The sequence below is a fragment of the Escherichia sp. MOD1-EC7011 genome (genome assembly GCF_002965005.1).
In the GTDB taxonomy this organism is placed as follows: domain Bacteria; phylum Pseudomonadota; class Gammaproteobacteria; order Enterobacterales; family Enterobacteriaceae; genus Escherichia; species Escherichia ruysiae.
This window is the reverse complement of sequence record NZ_PTRD01000033.1, coordinates 21,455-39,650: the sequence shown is the minus strand read 5'-3', so window position 1 is coordinate 39,650 and position 18,196 is coordinate 21,455. Positions and strand designations below refer to the sequence as shown.

Below are 18,196 nucleotides of genomic sequence, written 5' to 3'. Positions count from 1 at the left end.
CTGAAATACTTCTGTTCTAACACCTTCGTTTTCAATATATTTCTGTCTGCATTTCACCCAGATTCTGGATATCCCTTCAGATATCCTTAAGGTTTTGTCCTTACATTCGGCGCTATTATCCAAAACGGGTTCTTACTATGCATTCCACTGAAGTCCAGACTAAACCCCTTTTTAGCTGGAAAGCCCTGGGTTGGGCACTGCTCTACTTTTGGTTTTTCTCTACCCTGTTACAGGCCATTATTTACATCAGCGGCTACAGCGGCACCAACGGCATTCGCGACTCACTGCTGTTCAGTTCGCTGTGGTTGATCCCGGTATTCCTCTTTCCGAAGCGGATTAAAATTATTGCCGCAGTGATCGGCGTGGTGCTGTGGGCGGCCTCTCTGGCGGCGCTGTGCTACTACGTCATCTACGGTCAGGAGTTCTCGCAGAGCGTTCTGTTTGTGATGTTTGAAACCAACACCAACGAAGCCAGCGAGTATTTAAGCCAGTATTTCAGCCTGAAGATTGTGCTTATCGCGCTGGCCTATACGGCGGTGGCAGTTCTGCTGTGGACACGCCTGCGCCCGGTCTATATTCCGAAGCCGTGGCGTTATATCGTCTCTTTTGCCCTGCTTTACGGTTTGATTCTGCATCCGATCGCTATGAATACGTTTATCAAAAACAAGCCGTTTGAGAAAACGTTGAATAACCTGGCATCGCGCATGGAACCTGCCGCCCCGTGGCAATTCCTGACTGGTTATTATCAGTATCGCCAGCAACTTAACTCGCTGACGAAGCTGCTGAATGAAAATAATGCATTACCGCCGCTGGCTAATTTCAAAGATGAATCGGGCAACGAACCACGCACCCTGGTACTGGTGATTGGCGAGTCAACCCAGCGTGGACGTATGAGTCTGTATGGTTATCCGCGTGAAACCACGCCAGAACTGGATGCGCTGCATAAAACCGATCCGAATCTGACCGTATTTAATAACGTGGTTACGTCTCGTCCGTACACCATTGAAATCCTGCAACAGGCGCTGACTTTTGCCAACGAAAAGAACCCTGACCTGTATCTGACGCAACCGTCGCTGATGAACATGATGAAACAGGCGGGTTATAAAACCTTCTGGATAACCAACCAGCAGACGATGACCGCCCGCAATACCATGCTGACGGTATTTTCGCGCCAGACCGACAAGCAGTACTACATGAACCAGCAACGTACCCAGAGTGCGCGTGAATACGACACTAACGTGCTGAAGCCGTTCCAGGAAGTGCTGAAGGACCCTGCGCCGAAGAAGCTGATCATCGTTCATCTGCTGGGTACACATATCAAATACAAGTACCGTTACCCGGAAGATCAGGGCAAGTTTGATGGCAATACCGATCATGTCCCACCAGGATTAAGCGCAGAAGAGCTGGAGTCATATAACGATTATGACAACGCTAACCTGTATAACGATCATGTGGTTGCCAGCCTGATTAAAGACTTTAAAGCGACCGATCCGAACGGTTTCCTGGTTTACTTCTCTGATCACGGTGAAGAGGTTTACGACACGCCGCCGCACAAAACCCAGGGGCGTAACGAAGATAACCCGACGCGCCACATGTACACCATTCCGTTCCTGCTGTGGACGTCGGAAAAATGGCAGGCGACTCATCCGCGTGATTTCTCGCAGGATGTCGATCGTAAATACAGCCTGGCGGAACTGATCCACACCTGGTCGGATTTGGCGGGCTTATCTTACGACGGTTACGATCCAACCCGTTCGGTGGTGAACCCGCAGTTCAAAGAAACCACCCGCTGGATTGGCAACCCGTACAAGAAAAACGCGCTGATCGATTACGACACTCTGCCGTATGGCGATCAGGTGGGTAATCAGTAATTATCAGCCAGGTGCTATTTGCCGGATAAGGCGTTTACGCCGCATCCGGCAATACAACTGCCGCAATGTTTACATCGAACTCTCATCAGGCCACACTTTTCAGGTGGCCTTTTTTCATAATGCCAGTTACTGTTTTCCCGTCTACATACCTAAGGGAATAACATGTATCACGACGTCAGCTATCTACTCTCCCGCCTGATCAACGGCCCGCTGTCCCTGCGCCAGATTTACTTTGCCAGTAGCAATGGCCCGGCGCCCGATCTTGCATATCAGGTCGATTTTCCACGGCTGGAAATTGTGCTGGAAGGCGAGTTTGTTGATACCGGCGCTGGCGCAACGTTAGTTCCCGGCGATGTACTGTACGTCCCTGCTGGCGGCTGGAACTTCCCGCAATGGCAAACACCCGCCACCACCTTCAGCGTGCTGTTTGGCAAACAGCAACTCGGCTTCAGCGTCGTACAATGGGATGGCAAGCAATACCAAAATCTGGCAAAGCAGCACGTCGCCCGACGCGGCCCGCGCATTGGTTCATTCTTGCTGCAAACACTCAATGAAATGCAAATGCAGCCACAGGAGCAGCAAACGGCAAGGCTTATCGTCGCCAGCCTGCTTAGCCACTGCCGCGACTTGCTCGGCAGTCAAATCCAGACCGCCTCACGCAGCCAGGCACTATTTGAAGCGATTCGCGATTATATCGATGAACGCTATGCCTCCGCGCTAACCCGTGAATCTGTCGCGCAAGCATTCTATATTTCGCCCAATTACCTCTCCCACCTGTTTCAAAAAACGGGTGCGACGGGCTTTAACGAATACCTGAATCATACACGGCTGGAACATGCAAAAACGTTGTTGAAAGGCTATGACCTGAAGGTAAAAGAAGTGGCGCACGCCTGCGGCTTTGTCGACAGCAACTACTTCTGCCGCCTGTTTCGTAAAAACACCGAACGCTCGCCGTCAGAATATCGTCGGCAATACCACAGCCAACTGACAGAAAAACCGACTACTCCAGAATAAGATGGGTTTGCTGCGGCGCAGAAAGCACTTTGCGCACCGCGCTCATTACCCGCTGCGGCTCACGCAGGAATGCGTAGATGCTGCATTGCACATAGCGGCAATGCTCAAATCGCTCGGCACCAGCAAGCTCGATATCCGTAATCAACAGCGCAACATCCGCCCGACGGATATCCTCGTCCGCTAAACGATTCTCCGTTCCCAGCGCCCCCTGGGTTTCAATGCTGACGCCCCACTTCTCTAACTGGCATAATTTTTCCAGCCGTTCTGCCGCCATATAAGTATGCGCCACGCCGCTGACGCAGGCGGTTACTGCCACCAGGTATGCCATTTTACCCCCCCACGGTAACCTCAAATCCGGCTCGTTCTGCCATTTCGCGCATCGTTGCCACATCGGCTGACGAGGGCGCAGAAACCTCTTTCATCGACCATGTTTTCCCCAGCAGGCGGTATTTCGGTTCGCCGTACTGATGAAACGGTAAAAGATGGATCTGCCTGATATTCAGCGGGATCAGCACGTCCAGCGCCTGCTGCATATTCTCCCGGCTGAGTGTGAAACCAGGGATCAGCGGTAAACGCGGGATCACGTTGACACCTTCGCTTACCAGCAAACGCAGATTCTCCAGCACGCGTGGCAGGTTCATCTTCACCACATCCCTCGCCTGAGTCGCGTCCATAATTTTTAAATCGAACAACACTTCATCGCACAATTTCGCCAGTGGTAACAGCTTGCTGGCTGGCGCGTCTCCGGCAGTTTCGATGGCACATGAGACGCCCCGCAGCCGAAGTCGCTGTAAAAAACGGGTCGCAAATTCCGCCTGCATTAACACTTCGCCGCCAGAAAGCGTGACGCCGCCGCCGGACGTGCGAAAGAAAATCTCATCTTTCATCACTTCCCGCTCCAGCGCGTCAAGGCTGATATCGCGACCAATCCGTTCAAACGCCCCGGAGGGGCATTCATCCGCATCACGTAAACATTTCGCGCAGTGCAGACATTTCGCCTCTCTGCGTACCGTCTGGATTTTGCCGGAGATCGACTCCGGATTAGCACACCACGGGCAAAGATGTGGGCAGCCTTTAAAAAAGACCACCGTGCGGATGCCTTCACCGTCATTCAGCGAATAACGCTGAATGTTGAAAATGCGCGCCACGTCATCGCGGCGCGTTTCCACAACGTTACAGCTGATGCGCTGTCCGGCGGATGATGTCATCCTGGATCTCCTTCGACAATTCGACAAAGAAGGCGCTATATCCGGCAACGCGCACCACCAGCCCGGCATAATCTTGTGGGCGCTTTTGCGCTTCCCGCAACGTGTCGGCATTCACCACGTTAAACTGAATATGCTGCAACTTAAGCTGGGTAAATGCGCGTAAGAAGTCGGCCAGTTTACGTAATCCCGCTTCACCTTCGAGGGTCGCCGGAGTGAATTTCACGTTCAGCAATGTACCGTTAGACAGCAGCGTGTTATCGAGCTTACTGACTGATTTCAGTACCGCCGTTGGTCCTTGTGCGTCCTGGCCCAGCATTGGCGACAAGCCACCGTCTGCCAGTTGCTCCCCGGCAAAACGACCGTCTGGCGTCGCGCCAACCACCGATCCCAACGGGACGTGAGCAGAAACGGTATACGACCCCGGCGTGAAGTAGCCACCGCGCGGGTTCTGGTATTTTTCCACTTCTTTGCAGTAGTGGCGCAGCAGTTCGGCGCTAATGTTATCCACCTCGTCGATATCGTTGCCGTATTTCTCAAAGCGGTTAATTAAGCGAGCGCGAACTTTTTCGCCTTCTGGCGTTGCGAAGTTGGCTTTTAATACCGACAACAATTCGTCAAAACTTAAACGCTGTTGATCAAAAACCATCCCTTTCAACGCATGGAGAGAATCGCTCAGGTTGGCAATACCGATCCCCTGTACGCCGGAGAAGTTATAACGCGCGCCGCCATCGGTAATATCGCGGCCTTTTTCCAGACAATCGCTGATAAACGACGAAAGCAGCGGCACTGGCGCCCAGTCGCGATGGCCGATATCACAAATATTGCTGCCTTCAACCATCAGGGTGATGTAGTGGCTGATCTTGGCGCGGATCTGTTCCAGTAAACCTTCATAAGTCAGCGCAGCATTGCCTTCATTTTCATGCAGACAAATTTCCATCACTTTCAGCAGGTTAAACATCGCGATGTCATGCAAGCCGTAGGTTCTGCCAGGAATAGACAACTCCACGCAACCGACCACTGAATAGTCGCGCGCATCTTCCAGCGAAACGCCACGGTTGAGGAACGCTGGCACCACCACTTCATCGTTAAAGATTTGCGGAATACCGGTGCCGAGGCGAATGGTTTCTGCGGTTTTCATCAGGAACGGCGTGTCGATCAAGGCGTTAGTGCGCACGCCCAGGTTCGGTTGCGGTAATTGCACGCTTTGATAGGCGTCGAGGCAGAGGAACGAAAGCACGTTCACCGCACTACGTCCGTTTTCCGTTAAACCGCCGAGCAGCGCGGTATAGCCGGTCGGGAAACCTGCGAAATAGCGCGCGCTGCTGGTGGAGCGTAACAGCACGATGTCGTTGCATTTCACCCATAAAGATTCGAGCAGTTCTTTCAGGAACGCCGGGTCTTCGCCCTGGGTTAATGATGCCTGATAGAACGGCAACATATACTGGTCGAAGCGCCCTAACGACAGCGAACTGGCGTTGGATTCGTATTGCAGAATGATGTTCATGTACCAGAACAACTGGCACGCCTGCCAGAACGTCTGCGGCTTATGTTGCGCGTTATGGCGGGAGATCTCCGCAATAGTCAGCAATTCTTCGCGACGCTGGGCATCGGTGCAGTTTGCCGCCATCGTTTCCGCCAGTTCGGCGTAACGCAAAATGTGTTTTTGTGAAGCTTCCAGCAGTAACAGCGCGGACTGATAAAAGTGATTATCCGGCTGTTGCTGACAATGTTGCTGCATCTGCGCCACCAGCTCACCCAGCCCGTGATTCAGCAGGCGCGGATAATCAATAATGATATGCCCCTGACCTTTATCCGTCTGGTTGATGCTGAAAATTTGCGTGCTGGTTGCGGCTTTTACTTCATCCGTCATCTGCCCGTTGATGAAATCTTTCATCGAACGTTTTTCCCAGTACGGGAACAACTCTTCGCGGTAGATACGTTTATCTTCTTCACTGATAGCAAAGCGATCCTGCGGTCGCGTCGGGAATTGCTCCAGCTCTTTCAGCAACCAGTAAGGATCCATTTCCGGTGACATAATCCCGGCGCGAGGTTTTACGGTGCGGTTACCGGCAATCAGTTCTTCATCACGAATCGAAATTTCAACGTGTTCCAGGATATACGCCGTGGCTTTTGCCCGACGAATAATCACCGGTTCGCCTTCGGTTTGCTTATGGCTGGCGGTATAAAGCAGCGCCCGCTCCAGCGAGATTTCACGGGTATTGGCAAACAGCGCAGTTTTAAGGCGAGAGATACGATTCGTCATGAGGAACTCCTGTAGGGAAAAAACAAGCCCGCCGTTTCAGGCGGGCTAAAAACTTAAGCAGTCTGTGCCAGATGGGCTTCGATTTTGTTCATGATGGCTTCAGCGCGTTTTACCGCGTCGCTGATGTTGACGCGCACGATGGTCTTGCCAGCAAAACGCTCTTCAAACTTGATGCCGATATCTTTGGTCAGAATCACCATATCGGCACTCGCCACATCTTCCGCAGTCAGTTCATTTTCCAGACCGATCGAGCCCTGGGTTTCTACTTTCACTTCCCAGCCTTTCGCTTTCGCGGCGCTTTCCAGCGCCTCTGCCGCCATATAGGTATGGGCAACACCTGAAGGACATGCGGTTACTGCAATAATTTTCGTCATGGCTCGTTCCTCAATTAATTAATTTCAAAATCCAGATCCAGGTCATCTTCCTTCTCATCAGCCGAAGACCCATTTTTACGCGCCAGACTTTTCAGCACGTTCACGCAGACTGCCGTCACAACCGCCCCGACAGCCACTGCTGCGATATAACCCAACTTACCTTCAACCACCGGCAGCACAATCAGACCCCCCCAGCCTGCATAGCACTGCGCACCGACCATTGCTGCGGTCACCGTGCCACAAACAGAACCGACCATGATGGAAGGGATCACACGTAACGGATCGGCGGCGGCGAAAGGAATCGCCCCTTCAGTGACGCCAACACACCCCATCACCAGCGCCGCTTTACCCGTTTCGCGCTCTTCAGCGGAGAAATTTTTACGACCAATCAACGTCGCCAGCCCCATACCCAGCGGCGGGATACAAATACCCACAGCGGCAATGGCCACCACGGTATAAACCCCCTGAGCAACGCAAATCAGCATGAATGCATAAGCCACTTTGTTAACCGGGCCGCCCATATCGAACGCCAGCATCAATCCCATGATCACCGCCAGCATAACAATGCTGCCCTGCTGCATTCCCTGAAGCCACTGGGTCAGGCTGTTAGTCAACGCACCCACCGGCTCGCCCAGCCCCCACATCATGACGCCAGCGGTAATCAGTGTGCCGACGATTGGGATAATGAAGATGGGCATGACAGAACGCAGAACTTTATGCACCGGAATTTTCTTCAGGTAATGCACCACGATGCCGCCGATAATCCCGGCGATCAGCGCGCCAAAGAAGCCCGCGCCGAAACTGTTACCAACCCAGGCACCAATAGCGCACGGCGCCAGCGCAGAGCGTTCTGCAATGGAATAACCGATGTACGCCGCGAGGAAAGGCACCATCAGCGTCAAACCCGCGACGCCGATATCAAACAGTTTTTTCAGATTCGGATCGGCGACGGCATCCGGCACTGCGCCTTTGCCATACAACATGACGGAAACCGCCAGCAAAATACCGCCCGATACCACGAAGGGAATCATGTGTGAAACGCCCGTCATTAAGTGCTGACGGGTGTTTTTCAGGATCTGCACCAACTCATTCATAAGTCGCTCCCGGGCTTAGTAAAGCCCATGTCCATATTTTTGATGGCAGAAACAATAGGCAATCGCAAGCAGGGCAAACAGTGGATAAAAAGGCCATTTACTGGATTTTTGTAATGTCTGTACAAAAATGCGATCCGCCTCATAACTTGCGTTAACTCGGAATCATGCCGGAGTGACGCGTCTTGTGAGACGCGTCGCAAATTGGCGGTTACATTACATTTGTCCAGCTTTTGGCAGATTTGTCACATGGCAGGCCGTTGCCGTGCGCTCTTATCCTGTAAACAGAAAACCGTACCGGGAGAAAGGCAATGGCCCTGATTGTAGAATTTATTTGTGAGCTACCTAACGGCGTACATGCACGTCCGGCAAGCCACGTTGAAACGCTGTGTAATACTTTTTCATCACAAATTGAGTGGCATAACCTGCGCACCGATCGCAAAGGCAACGCCAAAAGCGCACTGGCGCTGATTGGCACCGACACGCTGGTGGGCGATAACTGCCAGTTACTGATTTCCGGAGCCGACGAACAGGAAGCGCACCAGCGTTTAAGCCAATGGCTGCGCGATGAATTTCCCCACTGCGACGCGCCGCTGGCGGAAGTTAAATCTGACGAACTGGAGCCGTTGCCGGTTTCACTGACCAACCTGAATCCGAGAATTATCCGCGCCCGCACCGTATGCAGCGGTAGCGCAGGTGGCATTCTGACGCCGATCTCTTCTTTAGATCTTAACGCGCTGGGTAATCTTCCCGCAGCCAAAGACGTTGACGCCGAGCAATCCGCACTGGAAAACGGCCTGACACTGGTACTGAAAAATATTGAGTTTCGTCTGCTGGATAGCGACGGCGCCACCAGCGCGATTCTGGAAGCGCACCGTTCATTAGCGAGCGATACATCTTTGCGTCACCACTTACTGGCAGGCGTCAGCGAGGGATTAAGCTGCGCCGAAGCGATTGTTGCCAGTGCGAATCACTTTTGCGAAGAGTTCGCCCGCTCCAGCAGCAGCTATCTGCAAGAACGTGCGCTGGATGTGCGCGATGTCTGCTTCCAGTTACTCCAGCAAATTTACGGTGAACAACGCTTTCCAGCACCGGGCAAACTGACGCAGCCCGCCATTTGTATGGCTGATGAACTGACCCCCAGTCAGTTCCTCGAACTGGATAAAAATCACCTCAAAGGTTTGTTACTCAAAAGCGGCGGCACCACCTCACATACGGTGATCCTTGCCCGTTCGTTCAACATTCCGACACTGGTTGGCGTGGATATCGACACGCTTACTCCGTGGCAGCAGCAAACGATTTATATCGACGGCAACGCTGGGGCGATTGTGGTCGAACCGACAGACGCGGTAGCGCGTTATTATCAACAAGAAGCCCGCGTACAGGACGCCCTGCGTGAGCAGCAACGTGTCTGGCTGACTCAGCAAGCCCGCACCGCTGACGGTATCCGCATTGAAATTGCCGCTAACATCGCCCACTCCGTGGAAGCGCAGGCCGCATTTGGCAATGGCGCGGAAGGCGTTGGTTTGTTCCGCACTGAAATGCTCTATATGGATCGCACCAGCGCACCGGGCGAAAGCGAGCTGTACAACATTTTTTGTCAGGCGCTGGAGTCCGCCAACGGGCGCAGCATTATTGTGCGTACCATGGACATTGGCGGTGACAAACCCGTTGATTATCTGAACATTCCCGCAGAAGCTAACCCGTTCCTCGGTTATCGCGCCGTGCGTATTTATGAAGAGTACGCCTCGCTGTTTACCACGCAGCTACGGTCGATCCTGCGCGCCTCTGCTCACGGTAGCCTGAAAATCATGATCCCGATGATCTCCTCAATGGAAGAGATCTTATGGGTGAAAGAAAAACTGGCGGAAGCTAAACAGCAACTGCGTAACGAACATATTCCGTTTGATGAGAAGATCCAGCTCGGCATTATGCTGGAAGTGCCGTCGGTGATGTTCATCATCGATCAGTGCTGCGAAGAGATTGATTTCTTTAGTATCGGTAGTAATGACCTGACGCAATATCTGCTGGCAGTAGATCGCGATAACGCTAAGGTTACCCGTCACTACAACAGCCTGAATCCGGCATTCTTGCGGGCGCTCGACTACGCCGTACAGGCGGTGCATCGCCAGGGGAAATGGATTGGTCTGTGCGGTGAACTGGGAGCGAAAGGTTCCGTGCTGCCGCTGTTGATCGGTTTAGGGCTGGATGAACTCAGCATGAGCGCGCCGTCAATTCCGGCGGCGAAAGCGCGGATGGCGCAACTTGATAGCCGCGAATGCCGCCAGTTACTCAACCAGGCAATGGCCTGCCGTACTTCGCTGGAAGTGGAACACCTGCTGGCACAATTCCGCATGACACAACAGGACGCACCGCTGGTCACCGCTGAGTGCATCACGCTGGAAAGCGACTGGCGCAGCAAAGAAGAAGTGCTCAAAAGCATGACCGATAACCTGCTGCTGGCAGGCCGCTGCCGCTATCCGCGTAAACTGGAAGCCGACTTGTGGGCGCGCGAGGCCGTTTTCTCTACCGGTCTGGGCTTTAGTTTTGCCATTCCACACAGCAAATCAGAACACATTGAGCAATCCACCATCAGCGTGGCGCGTCTGGCGGCGCCGGTACGCTGGGGCGATGATGAAGCGCAATTCATCATTATGTTAACGCTGAACAAACACGCTGCGGGCGATCAGCATATGCGCATTTTCTCGCGCCTCGCTCGTCGCATCATGCACGAAGAATTCCGTAACGCGCTGGTTAACGCCGCCTCTGCCGACGCTATCGCCAGCCTGCTGCAACATGAACTGGAACTGTAAAAGGAAACATCATGGAACTGTATCTGGACACCGCTAACGTCGCAGAAGTCGAACGTCTGGCACGCATATTCCCGATTGCCGGGGTGACAACTAACCCGAGCATTATCGCTGCCAGCAAGGAGTCCATCTGGGAAGTGCTGCCGCGTCTGCAAAAAGCGATTGGTGATGAGGGCATTCTGTTTGCTCAGACCATGAGCCGTGACGCGCAGGGTATGGTGGAAGAAGCGAAGCGTCTGCGCGACGCCATTCCGGGCATCGTGGTGAAAATCCCGGTAACCGCCGAAGGTCTGGCAGCAATTAAAATACTGAAAAAAGAAGGTATTACTACGCTTGGCACCGCTGTATATAGCGCCGCACAAGGGTTATTAGCCGCGCTGGCAGGCGCCAAATATGTTGCTCCGTATGTTAACCGCGTAGACGCCCAGGGCGGTGACGGTATTCGCACGGTTCAGGAGTTGCAAGCATTGCTGGAAATGCACGCGCCAGAAAGCATGGTGCTGGCTGCCAGCTTTAAAACACCGCGTCAGGCGCTGGATTGTTTGCTGGCAGGATGTGAATCCATCACCCTGCCCTTAGATGTAGCGCAACAAATGCTCAACACGCCTGCGGTAGAGTCAGCAATAGAGAAGTTCGAACACGACTGGAACGCCGCATTTGGCACTACTCATCTCTAAAGGAGCAATTATGGACCGCATTATTCAATCACCGGGTAAATACATCCAGGGCGCAGATGTCATTAATCGTCTGGGCGAATACCTGAAGCCACTGGCGGAACGCTGGTTAGTGGTGGGTGACAAATTTGTTTTAGGCTTTGCTCAATCCACTGTCGAGAAAAGCTTTAAAGATGCTGGACTGGTAGTAGAAATTGCGCCGTTTGGCGGTGAATGTTCGCAAAATGAGATCGACCGTCTGCGCGGCATTGCGGAAACAGCTCAGTGTGGCGCAATTCTCGGTATCGGTGGTGGCAAAACTCTCGATACCGCCAAAGCACTGGCGCACTTTATGGGCGTTCCGGTAGCAATCGCACCGACCATAGCCTCTACCGACGCACCGTGTAGCGCACTGTCTGTTATCTACACCGATGATGGTGAGTTTGACCGCTATCTGCTGCTGCCGAACAACCCGGAACGCGTCATTGTGGATACAAAAATCGTTGCTGGCGCACCTGCACGTCTGTTAGCGGCGGGTATCGGCGATGCGCTGGCAACCTGGTTTGAAGCACGTGCCTGCTCTCGCAGTGGCGCGACCACGATGGCGGGCGGCAAGTGCACCCAGGCCGCGCTGGCGCTGGCTGAACTGTGCTACAACACCCTGCTGGAAGAAGGCGAAAAAGCGATGCTTGCTGCCGAACAGCATGTGGTAACTCCGGCGCTGGAGCGCGTGATTGAAGCGAATACCTATTTGAGCGGTGTAGGCTTTGAAAGCGGTGGTCTGGCTGCGGCACACGCGGTGCATAACGGCCTGACCGCTATCCCGGACGCGCATCACTATTATCACGGTGAAAAAGTGGCGTTCGGTACGCTGACACAACTGGTGCTGGAAAACGCACCGGTTGAGGAAATCGAAACCGTCGCGGCGCTGTGTCATGCCGTTGGTCTGCCAATTACCCTGGCGCAACTGGATATTAAAGAAGATATTCCGGCGAAAATGCGGATTGTCGCAGAAGCATCTTGTGCAGAAGGTGAAACTATTCACAACATGCCAGGCGGCGCAACGCCAGATCAGGTTTACGCCGCACTGCTGGTAGCCGACCAGTACGGACAGCGTTTCCTGCAAGAGTGGGAATAACCTATGCCAAACTCCCGGCTTGTCCGAGAGTTTGAGATTGCAGGCAAAGTGGGCACGGTATTCCCCCTTGCCGGGGTCGCGCCGGAGCTGGTTTGTTCCCCTCACCCTAACCCTCTCCCCAAAGGGGCGAGGGGACCGTCCGGGCACGTTTTATACATTGTCGCCCGTCTGAAACACCTGCGTTGTCCGGGTGTTGGAAATTGCTGCCAAACTGGCTCATTCGTCACTGAGGGCACGGTTTTCCCCCTCGCCCTCTCCCCAAAGATGTGAGGGAACCGTCCGGACACTTTTTTACTTTGTCACCCATCTGAAATTCCGCATTGTTCGGAGTTTTTTTATCCGCTTCTGGACATTTTCCCCACAGAACATTCAAACGCCCGGAAGGTCGAATCTGTGACTCTTATTTTCACGGACGAAACAGATGAAAGCTTCACTCGCGTTGGTCAGTCTTCTGACGGGATTTACCAGCCACTCCTTAAAATCTCCCGCCGTTCCACCAACCGTGGTACAAATCCAGACCAACACCAACCTTGCCATCGCAGACGGTGCCAGACAGCAAATCGGCAGCACGCTATTTTACGATCCGGCGTATATGCAGCTTACCTATCCTGGCGGTGATGTCCCGCAGGAGCGCGGCGTATGTTCTGATGTAGTGATCCGCGCCTTGCGCAGCCAGAAGGTCGATTTGCAGAAGCTGGTGCATGAAGATATGGCGAAGAATTTTGCCGATTATCCACAAAAGTGGCAGTTAAAACGTCCGGACAGCAACATCGATCATCGTCGGGTGCCGAATCTGGAAACCTGGTTTAGCCGCCACGATAAAACACGCCCCACCAGCAAAAACGCCAGTGACTATCAAGCGGGCGATATTGTCTCCTGGCGATTAGATAACGGGCTGGCGCATATTGGGGTGGTGTCAGATGGCTTCGCCCGCGACGGTACGCCGCTGGTGATACATAACATTGGCGCAGGCGCGCAGGAAGAAGATGTGCTGTTTAGCTGGCGGATGGTGGGGCATTATCGTTATTTTGTTAAATAAGAGATCGCCCCACATGAAGAAAAAATTCAGATCCTTTTTACACTGACGGCTTCTTTTTTCTTACGGCTCACCAGCGCCAGTGCCAGTGCCAGCACAATCAGCACAATACCGCTACCTTCAACCGCGCCGGGATTCTCACCGAGCAGCCACCACGAAAACAGTACCCCGCAAACGGGAACTGCCAGAGTACTTAAGCTGGCAATACTGGCGGGTAAGTTTTTCAGCACGAACAACCATAAGCTCCAGGCCAGCGCCGTCGCCAGAATCGCACTGTAGGCCAGCGCCCAGAACACGGTGGGTTGCCAGTCAATTTCACGTTGTGGCACCAGTAACGCGACCGCACTCATCACCAGCGCCGCATAAAGCATCTGCCAGGATGTTAACGACAATAAATCCACGCGCGGATGGCGGGCATAAAGGCGTTTAGCAACAATCGCGCTCGCCCCCCAACTAACACCGGAGAGGATTGCCAGCATGGCACTTTTCATCGAAGAAAAATCGAGTTGCCACGGCTGCAACACCAGCAATAAACCAACGGCGGCAATCAGAATCGCGAAATATTGCCCGCGCCGCAGTCGTTCACCGAGAAACAACGCGGCGAAAATCACCACCCAGAACGGCATGGTATAGCTCAGGATCGCCACCTTCCCCGCTCCGCCGCTGACCAGCGCCCACTGCGCCAGGCCAACCATCCCGCAGGTTTGTAACAGGGCGATGGCTAAGGTGTATTTAAACGGCGTCGGGCGCATTCCGCGACCACGTAATAAAAGGACGATGAATAAAACGAGAGCGCCGAAAATGCAGCGTAAGGCGGTGAAGTCGAAGGCACCGATGTAGCTGGTGACTTGCTTCATGAAAATCCAGCTATAACTCCAGATAAGTGTGAGCACAACCAGGCCACTGATTGCCAGTGGGTTGCTCTTTCCCGTAGTAGGCATGAGAGATCCAGCGTGTAGTAGTTTTGTTAGCGACACTATACGCCGGTAAAGAAACTTCAGCGACTGCCTGAAAGGCAGTCGCTGAAGGAGGTCAGATTACAGCAGGTCGAAACGGTCGAGGTTCATGACTTTCACCCATGCTGCCACGAAGTCTTTAACAAACTTCTCGTGGGCATCGCTGCTGGCGTAAACTTCCGCCACTGCGCGCAGGACAGAGTTAGAACCAAACACCAGATCCGCACGGCTGGCCGTGTATTTCACTTCGCCGGTTTCACGGTCACGGCCTTCGAAAAGCTCTTTCGATTCGTCGGTCGCTTTCCACTCGTAACGCATATCCAGCAAGTTCACGAAGAAGTCATTGCTCAATACGCCCACGCGGTCAGTGAAGACGCCGTTTTTACTGCCATCGAAGTTGGCACCCAGTACACGCATCCCGCCCACCAGCGCGGTCATTTCCGGCGCGGTCAGCGTCAGTTGCTGTGCTTTATCAATCAGCAGCGACTCGGTGGTGGAAACATCCAGACGGGCGCGATAGTTACGGAAGCCGTCAGCAATCGGCTCCAGCAGCTCGAACATCTCGATGTCAGTCTGATCCTGGCGCGCATCGACACGACCCGGCGCAAATGGTACATGAATGCTCAACCCTGCGGCGCTTGCGGCTTTCTCTACGCCAACCACACCTGCCAGCACGATGATATCCGCCAGCGAGGCTTTGCCAGACTCTTTCTGGATTTTCTCCAGAACTGGCAGAGCACGAACGGCTGGGGCGTTCACATCCCAGTCGCGCTGCGGTGCTAATGCCAGACGCGCACCGTTGGCGCCACCGCGTTTGTCGCCACCACGGAAAGTAGAAGCAGACGCCCAGGCCACCGATACCAGCTCACTGACAGACAGACCAGAATCCGCAATCGCAAATTTCAGACTGATAATGTCTTGTTCGGTCGGGTTGTAGATCGGCTGCGGCAGTGGATCTTGCCAGATCAGATCTTCTTTCGGTACTTCCGGTCCGATGTAGCGAGATTTCGGCCCCATATCCCTGTGCGTCAGTTTGAACCAGGCACGGGCAAAGGCTTCGTTGAACGCCTGCGGATCGTTGAGGAAGCGACGAGAGATCTTCTCGAACTCTGGATCAAAACGCAGCGTCAGGTCGGTCACCAGCATCGTCGGCTTACGTTTCTTCGACGGATCAAACGGATCCGGGATAATTTCCGGTGCGTCTACCGCTTCGAACTGGATTGCGCCAGCCGGGCTGCGGGTCTGTACCCACTCATATTTGAACAGGTTTTCGAAGAAATAGTTGCTCCACTGAGTCGGTGTCTGCGTCCAGACCACTTCCAGACCAGAGGTGATGGCATCTGCGCCAACGCCGCTGCCGTAAGTGCTCGCCCAACCTAAACCTTGTTCTTCAATCGGTGCAGCTTCCGGGTCAGGGCCAACGTTAGATGTCGGACCGGCACCGTGAGTTTTACCCAGCGTATGACCACCCGCAATCAGCGCCACGGTTTCTTCGTCGTTCATGCCCATGTTGCCGAAGGTCGCACGGATAGCTGCTGCCGCAGAAAGCGGTTCGCCGCTGTGATCCGGGCCTTCCGGGTTAACGTAAATCAGCCCCATCTCGGTTGCACCCAGTGGTGCTTTCGCCAGTGCTTCTGGATGACGGTGGGTCAGCCAGGCTTTTTCATCACCCCAGTTAACGTCGAGATCCGGTTCCCAGACGTCTTCACGACCGGCACCAAACCCGAAGGTACGGAAGCCGGAGTTTTCCAGCGCCACGTTACCCGCGAGGATAAACAGGTCTGCCCAAGAGATTTTCTGACCATATTTCTGTTTGATTGGCCACAACAGGCGACGCGCTTTATCGAGGCTTACGTTATCCGGCCAGGAGTTCAGCGGTGCAAAACGTTGCTGACCACGACCTGCGCCGCCGCGTCCGTCGATGGAACGGTAAGTCCCCGCGCCGTGCCAGGCCATACGAATAAATAAGCCCGCATAGCTGCCCCAGTCGGCTGGCCACCACGGCTGAGATTCTGTCAGCAGGGCTTTCAGATCTTTTTTCAGGCCGTAGTAATCTAATTTGCTGAATTCTTTGCGGTAGTCAAAGTCCTCACCCAGCGGGTTAGAACGATTAGAATGTTGGTTTAACAGGTCAACACGGAGTTGATTTGGCCACCAGTCGCGAGTGGTTGTGCCCCCACCTGCGCTCTGGTCATGACCGCCCTGATGGAACGGGCATTTGCCGGTGGCTGTCGTGTTATGGATATCGTCTGACGTGCTCATCAATGTGCTCCCCTCTACAGTGTTACCGTTACGATACACAGCGTTAGAGAGAAGTTATAATTGAATTAATCCACGGATGCGATAGTTGAGATCTTACATATTGTTGGTTAAAGAGATGTAGATCAAATTGATCGTAATTAAGCCTTTTTGATTATGTCCGATTTAGGACAAATACTTTATAAAAAAGTGTTTTAGCTTCACATCCTTCAAGGAAGAAGGGAGAAAACAAGGCTGACTACCTTATTTTCCCACCCTCATTTAGAGGCAGCATTTTGTGCTCTGTTTAAAATTTGTGATCACTGTGTGATTTTCACAAAAGCCACAATATTTATAAACCAGGTCGAACACCCAGCGTATGACAAATCGCGTAACTCATTTCAGCGCGGTTAAGCGTATAGAAGTGGAAATCTTTAACCCCTTCCCGGCTTAAAATCTTCACCATGTCCATGGCGATATTCGCCCCCACCAGCTTGCGGGTTTCGGCATCGTCATCCAGACCGTCAAACATTTGCGCCATCCACGCCGGAATACGCACGTTGGTCATGTCGGCAAATTTCTTCGCCTGCTTAAAGTTAGAGACCGGCAAAATGCCCGGAATAATTTCCACATCGATACCCGCCGAGACGCAGCGATCGCGAAAACGCAAGTAGCTTTCGACATCGAAGAAGAATTGAGTAATCGCACGGTTGGCGCCGGCATCGACTTTACGTCTCAGGTTAAGCAAATCGGCCTGGGCACTTTTCGCTTCCGGGTGAACTTCCGGATACGCCGCCACGGAGATATCAAAATCTGCCACTTCTTTTAACAGCGTCACCAGGTCAGAGGCATACATTTCCGGCTTACCGCTTCCCGGCGGCAGGTCGCCACGCAGCGCCACAATATGGCGAATGCCGTTATTCCAGTAGTCGCGAGCGATGGTGCGCAGCTCATCGGGAGTCGCATCAATGCAGGTGAGATGCGGCGCAGCTTCCAGACCGGTGCGATCTTTAATGCCTTTAATGATGCTGTGTGTACGGTCGCGCTCGCCGGAGTTCGCGCCATAGGTCACCGACACAAACTTCGGTTTCAGGCTGCTAAGGCGATCAATGGAGTTCCACAGGGTCTGCTCCATTTCACTGGTACGCGGCGGGAAAAACTCGAAAGAAACGTTAATCTGCCCCTGGACTTCTGCCAGGCTCTGATTCAGGGCATCCCGCTGGCTGGCGTGAAAAAAGCTCATACCTTACCTCATCAATCGCTTGTAGTTATATGTTGTGTTGTGAACATCTATCCATTTAGACGTCCAGATGTAAAGATGAAGGAAAAGCCGAGGGGCGTCAACCGAAAAATGACCAATGATGGTGAGGAAAAATCAGGGAAGATGAAAAAGATTCAGGATGGGAATTACAAGAAACCTGGCAGACGGATTTATTGTTTCTTGCCGGATGCAGCGTGAACACCTTATCCGGCTTACAACTCAATGATAATTAGGTAAATAGTGTTAAAGGCCATAAGCCCAATAAGCATGTGCATCATGCCTA

General features: G+C 53.2%; 14 protein-coding genes. 6 read left to right on the top strand and 8 right to left on the bottom strand.

The features are described from left to right. Nucleotides 1-137: 137 nt before the first annotated feature. Nucleotides 138-1,871, top strand: coding sequence for a phosphoethanolamine transferase CptA (locus tag A7098_RS16815; protein WP_000556327.1), 1,734 nt, complete (start codon nt 138-140; stop codon nt 1,869-1,871). Nucleotides 1,872-2,033: 162 nt separating this feature from the next. After that, nucleotides 2,034-2,885, top strand: coding sequence for an AraC family transcriptional regulator (locus A7098_RS16810; RefSeq protein WP_000274614.1), 852 nt, complete (start codon nt 2,034-2,036; stop codon nt 2,883-2,885). Here A7098_RS16810 and A7098_RS16805 read toward each other — a convergent pair. Genes A7098_RS16805 through A7098_RS16785 form a run of 5 tightly spaced genes read right to left on the bottom strand, consistent with a single transcriptional unit; the run spans nt 2,872 to nt 7,824 of the window. Further along, entirely contained in the window at nt 2,872-3,213 is a 342-nt protein-coding gene (locus A7098_RS16805; protein WP_000323849.1) for a PTS fructose-like transporter subunit IIB, read from the bottom strand. The genes A7098_RS16810 and A7098_RS16805 overlap by 14 nt on opposite strands. Nucleotide 3,214: 1 nt before the next feature. After that, nucleotides 3,215-4,093 (bottom strand): [formate-C-acetyltransferase]-activating enzyme, encoded by an 879-nt coding sequence (locus tag A7098_RS16800; RefSeq protein ID WP_105281128.1) that lies wholly within the window; start codon nt 4,091-4,093, stop codon nt 3,215-3,217. Continuing rightward, nucleotides 4,059-6,356: a formate C-acetyltransferase gene (locus A7098_RS16795; protein WP_105281127.1), complete on the bottom strand. Its 2,298-nt coding sequence runs from the start codon at nt 6,354-6,356 to the stop codon at nt 4,059-4,061. Before A7098_RS16795 ends, A7098_RS16800 begins: the two co-directional genes overlap by 35 nt. Nucleotides 6,357-6,409: 53 nt before the next feature. Beyond that, complete coding sequence (locus A7098_RS16790) at nt 6,410-6,730, bottom strand: PTS fructose-like transporter subunit IIB (RefSeq protein WP_000161267.1); 321 nt, start codon at nt 6,728-6,730, stop codon at nt 6,410-6,412. Between the two features lie 14 nt (nt 6,731-6,744). Next, nucleotides 6,745-7,824, bottom strand: coding sequence for a PTS fructose transporter subunit EIIC (locus A7098_RS16785; RefSeq protein ID WP_001004465.1), 1,080 nt, complete (start codon nt 7,822-7,824; stop codon nt 6,745-6,747). A 308-nt stretch (nt 7,825-8,132) separates the two neighbouring features. Here A7098_RS16785 and ptsP point away from each other — a divergent pair, with 308 nt between their 5' ends. From ptsP to A7098_RS16765, 4 genes are all read left to right on the top strand, one after another. Beyond that, on the top strand, nt 8,133-10,634 hold the full coding sequence (gene ptsP / locus A7098_RS16780; protein ID WP_105281126.1) for a phosphoenolpyruvate--protein phosphotransferase: 2,502 nt from the start codon (nt 8,133-8,135) through the stop codon (nt 10,632-10,634). Between the two features lie 11 nt (nt 10,635-10,645). Next, nucleotides 10,646-11,308, top strand: coding sequence for a fructose-6-phosphate aldolase (gene fsa / locus A7098_RS16775; protein WP_000424833.1), 663 nt, complete (start codon nt 10,646-10,648; stop codon nt 11,306-11,308). Nucleotides 11,309-11,318: 10 nt separating this feature from the next. Beyond that, nucleotides 11,319-12,422, top strand: a complete 1,104-nt coding sequence (gene gldA / locus A7098_RS16770) for a bifunctional L-1,2-propanediol dehydrogenase/glycerol dehydrogenase (protein ID WP_000373988.1) — start codon at nt 11,319-11,321, stop codon at nt 12,420-12,422. A 421-nt stretch (nt 12,423-12,843) separates the two neighbouring features. Continuing rightward, entirely contained in the window at nt 12,844-13,461 is a 618-nt protein-coding gene (locus tag A7098_RS16765) for a DUF1287 domain-containing protein (RefSeq protein WP_000647914.1), read from the top strand. A gap of 26 nt (nt 13,462-13,487) precedes the next feature. Here A7098_RS16765 and yijE read toward each other — a convergent pair whose 3' ends face one another. From yijE to metF, 3 genes are all read right to left on the bottom strand, one after another. Beyond that, nucleotides 13,488-14,399, bottom strand: coding sequence for a cystine transporter YijE (gene yijE, locus A7098_RS16760; protein ID WP_105281125.1), 912 nt, complete (start codon nt 14,397-14,399; stop codon nt 13,488-13,490). Between the two features lie 96 nt (nt 14,400-14,495). Continuing rightward, nucleotides 14,496-16,676, bottom strand: a complete 2,181-nt coding sequence (gene katG / locus A7098_RS16755) for a catalase/peroxidase HPI (protein WP_105281124.1) — start codon at nt 16,674-16,676, stop codon at nt 14,496-14,498. A gap of 328 nt (nt 16,677-17,004) precedes the next feature. Beyond that, on the bottom strand, nt 17,005-17,895 hold the full coding sequence (gene metF / locus A7098_RS16750; RefSeq protein WP_000007526.1) for a methylenetetrahydrofolate reductase: 891 nt from the start codon (nt 17,893-17,895) through the stop codon (nt 17,005-17,007). Between the last annotated feature and the right edge of the window lie 301 nt (nt 17,896-18,196).

Coding starts and splice junctions, on each gene's coding strand:
- A7098_RS16800 (WP_105281128.1), bottom strand. CDS start 4,093: ATGACATCATCCGCCGGACAGCGCATCAGCTGTAACGTTGTGGAAACG.
- A7098_RS16805 (WP_000323849.1), bottom strand. CDS start 3,213: ATGGCATACCTGGTGGCAGTAACCGCCTGCGTCAGCGGCGTGGCGCAT.
- katG (WP_105281124.1), bottom strand. CDS start 16,676: ATGAGCACGTCAGACGATATCCATAACACGACAGCCACCGGCAAATGC.
- A7098_RS16765 (WP_000647914.1), top strand. CDS start 12,844: ATGAAAGCTTCACTCGCGTTGGTCAGTCTTCTGACGGGATTTACCAGC.
- ptsP (WP_105281126.1), top strand. CDS start 8,133: ATGGCCCTGATTGTAGAATTTATTTGTGAGCTACCTAACGGCGTACAT.
- A7098_RS16795 (WP_105281127.1), bottom strand. CDS start 6,356: ATGACGAATCGTATCTCTCGCCTTAAAACTGCGCTGTTTGCCAATACC.
- gldA (WP_000373988.1), top strand. CDS start 11,319: ATGGACCGCATTATTCAATCACCGGGTAAATACATCCAGGGCGCAGAT.
- A7098_RS16815 (WP_000556327.1), top strand. CDS start 138: ATGCATTCCACTGAAGTCCAGACTAAACCCCTTTTTAGCTGGAAAGCC.
- yijE (WP_105281125.1), bottom strand. CDS start 14,399: ATGCCTACTACGGGAAAGAGCAACCCACTGGCAATCAGTGGCCTGGTT.
- fsa (WP_000424833.1), top strand. CDS start 10,646: ATGGAACTGTATCTGGACACCGCTAACGTCGCAGAAGTCGAACGTCTG.
- A7098_RS16790 (WP_000161267.1), bottom strand. CDS start 6,730: ATGACGAAAATTATTGCAGTAACCGCATGTCCTTCAGGTGTTGCCCAT.
- metF (WP_000007526.1), bottom strand. CDS start 17,895: ATGAGCTTTTTTCACGCCAGCCAGCGGGATGCCCTGAATCAGAGCCTG.
- A7098_RS16810 (WP_000274614.1), top strand. CDS start 2,034: ATGTATCACGACGTCAGCTATCTACTCTCCCGCCTGATCAACGGCCCG.
- A7098_RS16785 (WP_001004465.1), bottom strand. CDS start 7,824: ATGAATGAGTTGGTGCAGATCCTGAAAAACACCCGTCAGCACTTAATG.